The organism is Flavobacterium sp. SOK18b, assembly GCF_014156605.1.
Lineage (GTDB): Bacteria > Bacteroidota > Bacteroidia > Flavobacteriales > Flavobacteriaceae > Flavobacterium > Flavobacterium tiangeerense.
The window spans coordinates 1-9,864 of the sequence record NZ_QKNZ01000124.1 but is presented as its reverse complement, the minus strand read 5'-3'; the positions used below and the strand labels follow the sequence as shown (position 1 = coordinate 9,864).

Sequence of the window (9,864 nt, the reverse complement as noted above, 5' to 3'; positions counted from 1 at the left end):
CATGATTTTACGGTCTTTTTTATTTCATTACTCTTAATTTAAGTATGAAAAAAAATGATTTTTTATAAAAAATATTGAAAAAAAAAAAATCCGCTATTCAAAATAGCGGATTTTATACTTTTCGATCGTTATTTACGAGACAAATAGTCTACTACATTAGCTTCAATTCTTGCATCAATGTTAGTGATATCTGCTTTTATAAACTTTTCACCTAGAATGTTTTCATACAATTCTATATACCTTTCAGATACAGATTCTATATACTCATCTGTCATTTCAGGAATTTGTTGTCCCTCAAGTCCTTGAAAACCATTTTCTATCAACCACCTTCTTACAAACTCTTTTGACAATTGTTTTTGTTCGGTACCATTATTTTGACGGTCTTGATATCCATCCGCATAAAAATAACGAGATGAATCTGGTGTATGTATTTCATCAATCAACACAATTTTACCTTCTTTGGTTTTACCAAATTCATATTTGGTATCCACCAATATAAGACCTCTACTTGCTGCAATCTCTGTTCCTCTTTGATACAAATCTCTGGTATACTTTTCTAAAACAAGGTAATCCTCTAGAGATACAATACCTTTACTTAAAATTTCTTCTCTTGAAATATCGGCATCGTGTTCTCCGTTATCAGCTTTAGTTGTAGGTGTAATTATTGGTTCCGGAAATTTATCGTTCTCTTTTAAATCATCGGGCATTGAAACACCACAAATTTCTCTTTTACCAAGAGCATATTCGCGTGCCGCATGTCCAGACAAATAACCTCTAATAACCATTTCTACCTTAAATGGCTCACATAATTTCCCAACAGCTACATTTGGATCTGGTGTATCAAGCAACCAATTTGGCACTATATCCGAGGTCAGTTCCATAAATCGGGTAGCAATTTGATTTAAAATTTGACCTTTGTACGGAATTCCTTTTGGTAAAACCACATCAAATGCAGAAAGTCTATCAGTAGCAACCATAACCAATAATTCATCATTTATAGTGTATACCTCTCTTACTTTACCGCGGTAAACTGCTTTTTGATTGGGGAAATTGAAATTTGTAGTTGTAATTGTGTGGCTCATTTTTTTAGTTGTGTGTGTTTATATTGTAGCTGCAAATTTAAAACTATTTCATAAAGTATAGCAATGAATACCTCATTCAATTGTTTGATATTACAGTAAAACTATTTTTTGAGTAAGGTTTGATTGAATAAATCTAATATCCTGCTGTACTCATCAACCCATGAATACGTTTCTTTGAATCCGTGTGCTTCAACGGGAAAACTAGCTAAACTCCATTTTTTCTTACCCAATTCAATAAAACGCTGAGATAAACGAACAATATCTTTATATTCTACATTGTCATCAACCATTCCGTGCAACATCAATAAATCTCCTTGAAGATTATCCGCAAAATATATTGGAGAACTTTTTTTGTACGCATCTGGATCTGTTTCAGGAAAATTTAAAATATTACCTGTGTAGCCATGATTGTAGTGTGCCCAATCTGTAACCGATCTAAGTGCTGCACCTGATGCAAACTCTTTTGGCGCTGTTAACATCCCCATTAAGGTTATAAAACCACCATAAGAACCACCATAAATACCCACTTTTGAAGCATCAATACCATGATTTTCAACCAAGAATTTTTTTCCATCCAAGTAATCTGATAAATCTTTGCCTCCCATAAAACGGTATATACCAGTTCTAAAATCGCGTCCGTATCCATCACTTCCTCTATAATCAATGTCAAGAACCGTATATCCTTGATCTACTAACATGTTGTGAAACATGTACTCTCTATGATAGCTACTCCAATAATTGTGCGCATTTTGCAAATAACCTGCACCATGTACAAATAAAATAGCTGCTTTATTAGCATTTGCTTGTTGAGGCTTGTATAGTCTAGCATGAACCGTTGTACCATCTTGAGCTTTAAACGTAATAACTTCGGGTTCACGCCAAGAATAGGCTTTAAAACTTTCTGTTAATGATGATGTAATTTGATCCAAAGAGGTATTGGTTTTATTACTTGCCACGTACAATTCCCAAGGTTTGTTTTTATAGGAATAGCGAACTAATAACGAACTTTCATCAGGAGATATACTAACTTCATGAGCACCATCATTGGTTAAAATAGGTTGCATTTTTTTTGTTGAAATATCGAGCTTGTAAAAACTTCTGTTCCCTGGATGTGTGGTTGTAGTTGTTAGGTAAAATGCTTTTCTATCTTTAGCCAAAGCTACTGATCGTACTTCCCAATTGCCCTGCGTCAATTGAGTTTTAAGTTTTAATTTCAAATTGTAGGTGTACAAATGAGAATAACCAGTCTCTTCAGATTGGAAATAAACAGTCTCATTATCAGCTAAAAAACCAAGAGTTCCTCTCCCGAAAGAGCTTGACGGAATTCCAGGACCACCAATCCATGCTTCGTCATGCTGATAATTTATTTCTTCAAAAGTATTTTTTTCAAGATTCAAACGTACTATCCAACGGTCTTTATTATCTTGACTTCTAATCTCTGAAATGGCATAGCTACCATCATCATTATATATCGGCTCTTGAACAATAATTAATTTGTCCTTTTTTTCAGCTTTTTTATTTTTATCGTATAATTCAAAATATTTTGGAACATCTTGAATATGGCTCAGAGTAGAAAAATTGATAAAATAAACGGAGTCCTTAGCAACATTATAAACACCAAACTTTGAAGGAATCAAATTATTTACAGAAACTTTTTCTTTAGTGTCAACAATATCATTGTAGCCACTTGCAGTAATAAAAGCCTCCATTTTTTCTCTTTTTGCCTCTACTTCTTCTAGTAATCTAAAAGTGGCATAATTACCTTTAGGATCCATTTTCAACCCTCCAAAAGTATTTTTTCCATAAAAATAAGGTTTTGGGAAATCTGACTTAGAAAGTTTTGCTTTTTCAGCATTCCATTTTTTTAACGCCTCTTGATCTTTTACAAATTGGAACAGTTCTTCTTGCTGGGTCTTTAAAAAAGTTTCTTTTTGAGAAGCAACCTCATCCGCTTTTCCTTTTCGGAAATTTGTGAGCTGAATCAAAGAACCTTCGTTGATGTTGTATTGAAAAATATTGTCATTCTGTCTAAAAAACAACAAACCCGCTGTTGCACTTACTTGCAAATTTGAAATGGGACTGCTGTGCTGAAACAACTTTTTAGAAATTTTATTTTTCACAGAATACGAATACAAACGGCCTTTGTCAAGATAAAAATAAACATCTGGATTTGACGATTTTCTTAAATCTAATCTTGAGAAAATAGCTTCATCAGCTGGTGCTAATTCTGGCTTAGGCATGCCTTTTTTCCAGAAATACGTACTATTTCCTAGTTCATTATTTGGATTCCAATCAAAATATACTTTTTGTCCATCTATTGACCATCTTTCATTTTCTGGTTGAGAACCAATGAAAGCATTTCCTTTCATGATTTCCTCTAGCTTTAAGGTTTGACTGTTAATTGTAACCGAAAAAAGCATGCAAAAAAGCAGTATTACATTTTTATTCATTTCAATTTGATTTAAGTTTAGTAGTTATTGTTGCAGTTCTAGTTTAGAGTTAATTATTTTGTTAATGATGTAATTTGCAACTCCATCAGTCTCATTGGTCGTTGTTATTTCAAGTTGTGGCAACAACTCTTTCAAACTTTGAGGAGCATTCTCCATAAGTACGCCTATTCCTGCCTCCTGTAGCATGTTTTCATCATTATAACCGTCCCCAAAGACTAGCGTTTCTTGAAAACTAAAATTCTCAAGTTCAAGAATTTTAGCAATAGCTACACTTTTATCTACTGATTTATCCATGAATTCTAAACAAAAAGGCAAACTAAAGGCATGATTGAATAACCCCTCATGTTTTTCTAAAATCTGATCTCTAACTGCAAGTAGTTTTGAGTGGTTGTCGTGAGTAAACAATAATTTAATCCCGGCATAGTCCTCTAATTCATTAAAATTTACTAGTTCAGGACGATACATGATTTCAGGTTGAAAATCATTTAATTTCTTATTGTATTTGTTGGTAAACCAAATATCCTCTTTGAATAAAACTGTTGTAATATCTGGATCAATGTCAATGCTTAGTACTGACTGAATGTGTTCACTTTTTATATCAAACGAATAAAGTAACTTTTTATCAGGGGAATGAATACGAGCACCATTTGATGAGACCAAATAAACAGGAAATCCTAGTGAATCAAGTATTGGCATAGCATCAAGATGATGACGACCTGTTGCAACAATGATTAGATAATTATGTAGGTGAAGTTTTTGAAAAACGGAAATGGTTTTATCTGAAATTGTATGATTTGAGTTGAGTAATGTCCCATCTAAATCACTAACTATAACTTTAATATTCTGGTTTACAATCATTTTTTTTCTAAAAAATTCATACCCTCAAAACTATTCTATTTTTTAGACAATGAAAAGAGAACGTACTCTTTTTATTGTAGCATTATGTTAAAATAAAATGCCAATTTCATTACAAAACCTTTAACAAACTATTATTTCAAAAAAAAAAGACATATTCTTTAAAATTAAAAATCGGGGATGACATTGTATTGCGATCCCCGATTTCAATATTAAATAAAGTTCTAGTCGTTATTTTCAATCATTTTGTAAGCATCAATAACTTTCTTAACCAGTCTATGACGTACAATATCTTTATCATCCAGGTAAATAATTCCTATTCCATCAATATCTTTTAAAACTAACAAAGCTTCTTTAAGTCCAGATATGGTTCGCCTTGGTAAATCTACCTGACCGGGATCACCTGTAATCATAAACTTGGCACTTTTACCCATACGCGTTAAGAACATTTTCATTTGGGAATGTGTTGTATTTTGAGCTTCATCTAAGATTACAAAAGCATTATCAAGTGTTCTACCCCTCATGAAAGCAAGTGGAGCAATTTGAATAATCCCTTTTAAAATATAATCTTCTAATTTTTCATTAGGCAACATGTCTCGTAGTGCATCATACAAAGGCTGCATGTATGGATCCAGTTTTTCTTTCATATCGCCTGGTAAGAAACCTAGATTTTCTCCAGCTTCAACCGCAGGTCTAGTCAAAATGATTCTTTTTACCTGTTTTTCTTTCAACGCTTTCACAGCCATGGCAACACCGGTATATGTTTTTCCAGTTCCTGCTGGACCTACTGCAAATACCATATCGTTTTTTTCAAGAGTGTCAACTAGCAATTGCTGGTTAGGAGTCATGGCTTTAATTATTTTGCCCCCCACACCATGTACTAAAATTTTGTCACTCCCTTGAAATTTGCGATCTTCTTGTGCATCTCCCATAATAACTCTTTCAATAACATTATTATCTATGTTGTTGTAACGCGTAAAATGAAGCATCAATCGTTGAAATCGTTTTTCAAATTCGTCTAAAACTTCCTTTTCACCAAAAGCCTTGAGTGTAGTTCCTCTTGCAACGATTTTTAATTTTGGATAATATTTCTTTATGGATTCAAGATGAGTGTCTTGAGCGCCCCAAAAGTCTTTTGGAGCGATGTCTATGAGCTCAATTATTCTTTCGTTCAAATGATAGTATGTTTAGTTGTTTTATTTTAAAGTTAATCGAAGTCCTACACCGTTTGAATTGGTTATCAAATCTACTTTGATGCTTTCAAACTGCTTGTTACCTATAGCGTTCTGATTGTTATAGTCAGTCACTACATTTTTAATTTTCTTTGAGAAACCAATTTTGACAGGAATGGTTATTAAAAGAGCTGCAACACCTGTTCCCATAATTATTATAGGAATACTTTTATTGGATTTACCCTCAAATTCTGAATTCATACCCTGATCAAATCCTGAAATTACGTAAGCCATTGTACCTGTAAATAAAAGCACCGGCCCCGAAATAAGCAATATGTTACCTACTGTTTTCTTTGTTCTCCCAATATTGTAATCAGTTAATAATTGTTGATTATCTTTTAACAATTCTCTTACTTGATTGGGTGTGATTTTTTCCCTTTCAGAATCTAAAATATTTCCGTTAGACTCATAAACTATTTTTTGAGAATATGATTGAAAGGTGCTAAAAAAAATAATAAGAACAAAAATGCGTTTGATCATAAGTTTTGTTTTAACTCAAATTGAAATTTCTATTTAATTTAAAGCTTAAAATACTTTAGCTTTGCGTTTCTCAAATTTAGTGAAAATTAGGTTTACAAAACAGCAATAGTTATAAACAAATTTATGTCAATAATTACCCTTACTACCGATTACGGCTTGAAAGACCACTTTGTAGGTGCGTTGAAGGGAAAAATTTTATCTCAATATGCTGAGGCAACAATTATTGATATCTCACATGAAATTGACCCCTTTAATACCGTAGAGGCCAGTTATTGTGTGAGTGCAGCATACAGCAGTTTCCCTAAAGGTAGCATACACCTTATAGGAGTAGATATGGAGCGTAATAAAGAAAATCAACACGTAGCAATTCAGTGGAATGATCATTATTTTATTGCTGCTGATAATGGTATTTTGAGCATGCTTTCGCAAAAAATAAATCCGCAAGAAATTGTAGCCATAGACATTCATGATCAATTAGACCAAGATGCTGCTGACCTTGACGCATTTGTATTCGTAGCATGTCATTTAGCTAAAGGTGGCGCTCTAAAAACCATAGGCACTCCCATTGATACACTAAAAGAAGTAACAGATTTAAATGCAGTTTTAGCTGTTGATGGAAATTCGTTAAAAGGGCATGTGGTTTACATTGATCATTTTGGGAACGTTGTTACTAATATATCCAAAGAATATTTCAATCAAGTAGCACAAGGAAGATCTTATGAAATTGTTTTAAAAACTAAAAATATTAAAAACATATTGCAAAATTATTCTGCTATTGCAAAAAATGACAAATACCCCATTAAATCCTATGAAGGTGAAAAACTAGCTATCTTTAATGAAGCAGGCTACTTAGAAATTGCTATTTTTAGAAGTAATCCTTCAAAAGTTGGATCGGCAAGTAGTTTGTTAGGACTTAATTATAGAGATGTTATTATTATAAAATTTATATAAAGTTTAAACCAAAATCTAATGTTTGTACGCATTGTAAAATTAAGTTTTCATGAAGAGCATATTCCGGCATTTTTAGAAAACTTTGAGTTAATGAAAGATAAAATACGAAATGCGCCTGGAAATCGTTTCTTAGAATTGTATCAAGATAAAAACAACAAAAGCATTTTCTTTACTTACAGTTATTGGGAAACCGAGGCCGATTTAGAAAATTACAGAAATTCTGAACTATTTTATGAAGTGTGGACTTTCACCAAAAAATTATTCAACGATAAACCCGAAGCGTGGAGCGTAGATAAATTAGTTACTTTAGAGTAAAAAATAGTTTAAAGTTTAAGGTTTAAAGTTGTTGGATTGGGGACTTTAAACATTAAACATTTGAAACTTTAAACAAAAAAAACAAATGAAATCAATAGTTTTACGAGAAATAAAATCCTTTTTCGGTTCGCCAATAGGTTATTTAGTAATTGCCATTTTTTTAATCATTAACGGATTATTTCTTTGGGTTTTTGAAGGAGAATACAACATCCTTAATTCTGGTTTTGCTGATTTGACTCCCTTTTTCACTTTGGCACCTTGGATTTTAATTTTCCTGATTCCAGCTGTAACCATGCGAAGTTTCTCAGATGAGAAAAAACAAGGAACCTTAGAATTATTACTAACAAAACCATTAAGTATTTGGCAAATTGTAAACGGGAAATTTCTTGGAGCTTTGCTTTTAATTCTAATAGCTACAATTCCAACCTTTATTTATGTAGCCGTAATTTATGATTTAGGAATGCCTGAGGGTAATATCGATATGGGAAGCACAATAGGTTCGTATTTTGGATTAGTGTTCCTAATTGCAGCCTATTCTTCGATAGGGATATTCACCTCTACATTATCAGACAACCAAATTGTTGCTTTTATTTTGGCCGTTTTTATTTGCTTCTTTTTTTATTTTGGGTTCGAAGGTATAGCAACAGTGGTACCAAGTTTATCACAAATTATTGCTTCATTGGGTATGCAGGATCATTTTAAGAGTATGAGTCGCGGAGTACTAGACACGAGAGACATTCTTTATTTTACAAGTATTAGCGTTGTCTTTCTTTCATTTACTGTTTATAATCTAAAATCTTTCAAATCGTAATGACTACTTCTAAGAAAAAAAACCTGAAATCAGTATTGATTATTCTTGCCGTTGTATTAGTTGTTAATGCAATAGGAAGTTCCGTTTTTCATCGTTTTGATTTAACAAAAGATAAGAGATACACACTTTCCCCTACCTCATTAAAAATTATTGATCAGGTACAAAATCCGCTGGTTATAAAAGTATACATGCAAGGCGATTTACCTCCAGAATTCAGACGCTTACAACAAGAAACAAAGCAACTTTTAGAAGAATTTCAAGCTTACAATTCTAATTTAGTGTTTGAATTTGTAGATCCTTTGGAAAACAAGGACGCAAGCATGGACAACATCAAAGAATTGTATCGAAAAGGCTTAACTCCTGTAAACATAACTGTTGATGACAAAGGAAAACAGTCACAAGCTATGGTTTTCCCATGGGCAATTGCTGTTTATGATAACAAAGAAGTCAACATTCCTTTGCTAAAGAATATCATGGGAGCCTCTACTACCCAAAAAGTGATAGGATCTATCCAACATTTGGAATATTCTATTGCCGAAGGTTTAAATAAAATTACCAAAGCAAAACAGAAAAAAATAGCGGTCATCAAAGGGAATGGTGAACTACAAGATATTTTAATGGCCAAATTTTTATTGCAAGTAAGAGAAAGTTACTTTATTGCTCCTTTCACACTTGATTCAGTGGCTAAAAATCCGTTGAAAAGTTTAGAATCTCTTAAAGAATATGATCTAGCACTTATTGCAAAACCAACCGAAACGTTTACCGATCAAGAAAAACAAGTACTGGATCAATACATCATGCATGGCGGTAAAACGTTATGGCTTATTGACCAAGTTGTAGCAGAAATGGATAGTTTGTACAATCCTGCGGGAGCAACCCTAGCCTACCCAAGAGATTTGAACTTGAATGATATGTTTTTTAAATATGGCTTTCGTATTAATCCAGATTTAATAAAAGATGAGCAAGGAAGCCCTATAAAACTGGCTACTGGCGAACAAGGAAGTGCAACTCAATTTCAGGAATTCAACTGGAAGTTTGCACCACAAGTATATCCTACAAGTGTGCACCCTATTGTAAAAAATCTTGGAGGTATCAAATTTGACTTTGCTAATCCTATTGATACCTTGAAAAACGGCATCAAAAAGACAGTACTGCTACAGTCATCGCAATATTCAAAAAAGATAGGAACGCCATCAGAAGTAAATTTAGAAAGTGTTACCGAAGAAACTTCGCCTGCTGATTATGCCGCAAAAGGAAAACTTCCTTTATCAGTATTACTCGAAGGTAGTTTTGAATCGATGTATAAAAATAGAGTATTGCCTTTTGAACAAAAAACATTTTTAGACCAAGGAAATGCAAATAAAATGATCGTTGTAGCCGATGGAGATCTAATTAAAAACCAATTGGATAAAAACTTCCAACCTGTTGAACTAGGTTATGATCAGCGTTCAGGAAATTTATATGACAATAAAGATTTTTTAATAAACTGTGTCAATTACCTCTTAGATGATAATGGACTTATTAACATTCGAAGCAAGGATCTAGATTTACCTTTATTAGACAAAGAAAAGGTTTATGAAAACTATAGCAGTACCCCAATACTAAGTATCGGGTTACCAATTCTTATTTTAGGGATATTCGGTTTTGTGTTTACTTTCATTCGAAAAAGAAAATATAGTAAATAGATG

Annotated in this window: 9 protein-coding genes; 4 read left to right on the top strand and 5 right to left on the bottom strand. The window is 32.8% G+C overall.

Annotated elements, in window-relative coordinates:
- Nucleotides 1-128 precede the first annotated feature (128 nt).
- The 5 genes from DNC80_RS14535 to DNC80_RS14515 all read right to left on the bottom strand — a co-directional run bounded on the left by DNC80_RS14535 (nucleotide 129) and on the right by DNC80_RS14515 (nucleotide 6,099).
- A complete protein-coding gene (locus tag DNC80_RS14535; protein WP_182651832.1) occupies nucleotides 129-1,082 on the bottom strand; it encodes a phosphoribosylaminoimidazolesuccinocarboxamide synthase in 954 nt (317 codons plus the stop codon).
- 101 nt (nucleotides 1,083-1,183) lie between these two features.
- Entirely contained in the window at nucleotides 1,184-3,532 is a 2,349-nt protein-coding gene (locus DNC80_RS14530; RefSeq protein WP_182651831.1) for a prolyl oligopeptidase family serine peptidase, read from the bottom strand.
- 24 nt (nucleotides 3,533-3,556) lie between these two features.
- Nucleotides 3,557-4,390, bottom strand: a complete 834-nt coding sequence (locus DNC80_RS14525; RefSeq protein ID WP_182651830.1) for a Cof-type HAD-IIB family hydrolase — start codon at nucleotides 4,388-4,390, stop codon at nucleotides 3,557-3,559.
- A 221-nt stretch (nucleotides 4,391-4,611) separates the two neighbouring features.
- Nucleotides 4,612-5,562, bottom strand: coding sequence for a PhoH family protein (locus tag DNC80_RS14520; protein ID WP_086455520.1), 951 nt, complete (start codon nucleotides 5,560-5,562; stop codon nucleotides 4,612-4,614).
- A gap of 21 nt (nucleotides 5,563-5,583) precedes the next feature.
- Nucleotides 5,584-6,099: a hypothetical protein gene (locus DNC80_RS14515; RefSeq protein ID WP_182651829.1), complete on the bottom strand. Its 516-nt coding sequence runs from the start codon at nucleotides 6,097-6,099 to the stop codon at nucleotides 5,584-5,586.
- 123 nt (nucleotides 6,100-6,222) lie between these two features.
- Here DNC80_RS14515 and DNC80_RS14510 point away from each other — a divergent pair, with 123 nt between their 5' ends.
- The 4 genes from DNC80_RS14510 to gldG all read left to right on the top strand — a co-directional run bounded on the left by DNC80_RS14510 (nucleotide 6,223) and on the right by gldG (nucleotide 9,861).
- Nucleotides 6,223-7,050: an S-adenosyl-l-methionine hydroxide adenosyltransferase family protein gene (locus DNC80_RS14510; RefSeq protein ID WP_182651828.1), complete on the top strand. Its 828-nt coding sequence runs from the start codon at nucleotides 6,223-6,225 to the stop codon at nucleotides 7,048-7,050.
- Between the two features lie 18 nt (nucleotides 7,051-7,068).
- Nucleotides 7,069-7,365 (top strand): putative quinol monooxygenase, encoded by a 297-nt coding sequence (locus DNC80_RS14505; protein ID WP_158729162.1) that lies wholly within the window; start codon nucleotides 7,069-7,071, stop codon nucleotides 7,363-7,365.
- 85 nt (nucleotides 7,366-7,450) lie between these two features.
- Nucleotides 7,451-8,176 carry a gliding motility-associated ABC transporter permease subunit GldF gene (gldF, locus tag DNC80_RS14500; protein WP_182651827.1) on the top strand — a complete coding sequence of 242 codons (726 nt, stop codon included), beginning with the start codon at nucleotides 7,451-7,453 and terminating at the stop codon, nucleotides 8,174-8,176.
- On the top strand, nucleotides 8,176-9,861 hold the full coding sequence (gene gldG, locus DNC80_RS14495; RefSeq protein ID WP_182651826.1) for a gliding motility-associated ABC transporter substrate-binding protein GldG: 1,686 nt from the start codon (nucleotides 8,176-8,178) through the stop codon (nucleotides 9,859-9,861). Before gldF ends, gldG begins: the two co-directional genes overlap by 1 nt.
- Nucleotides 9,862-9,864 lie beyond the last annotated feature (3 nt).

Excerpts from the sequence above, each read along its gene's own strand:
- DNC80_RS14530 (WP_182651831.1), bottom strand. The coding sequence starts at position 3,532 with ATGAATAAAAATGTAATACTGCTTTTTTGCATGCTTTTTTCGGTTACA.
- DNC80_RS14525 (WP_182651830.1), bottom strand. The coding sequence starts at position 4,390 with ATGATTGTAAACCAGAATATTAAAGTTATAGTTAGTGATTTAGATGGG.
- DNC80_RS14510 (WP_182651828.1), top strand. The coding sequence starts at position 6,223 with ATGTCAATAATTACCCTTACTACCGATTACGGCTTGAAAGACCACTTT.
- DNC80_RS14515 (WP_182651829.1), bottom strand. The coding sequence starts at position 6,099 with ATGATCAAACGCATTTTTGTTCTTATTATTTTTTTTAGCACCTTTCAA.
- gldF (WP_182651827.1), top strand. The coding sequence starts at position 7,451 with ATGAAATCAATAGTTTTACGAGAAATAAAATCCTTTTTCGGTTCGCCA.
- gldG (WP_182651826.1), top strand. The coding sequence starts at position 8,176 with ATGACTACTTCTAAGAAAAAAAACCTGAAATCAGTATTGATTATTCTT.
- DNC80_RS14505 (WP_158729162.1), top strand. The coding sequence starts at position 7,069 with ATGTTTGTACGCATTGTAAAATTAAGTTTTCATGAAGAGCATATTCCG.
- DNC80_RS14535 (WP_182651832.1), bottom strand. The coding sequence starts at position 1,082 with ATGAGCCACACAATTACAACTACAAATTTCAATTTCCCCAATCAAAAA.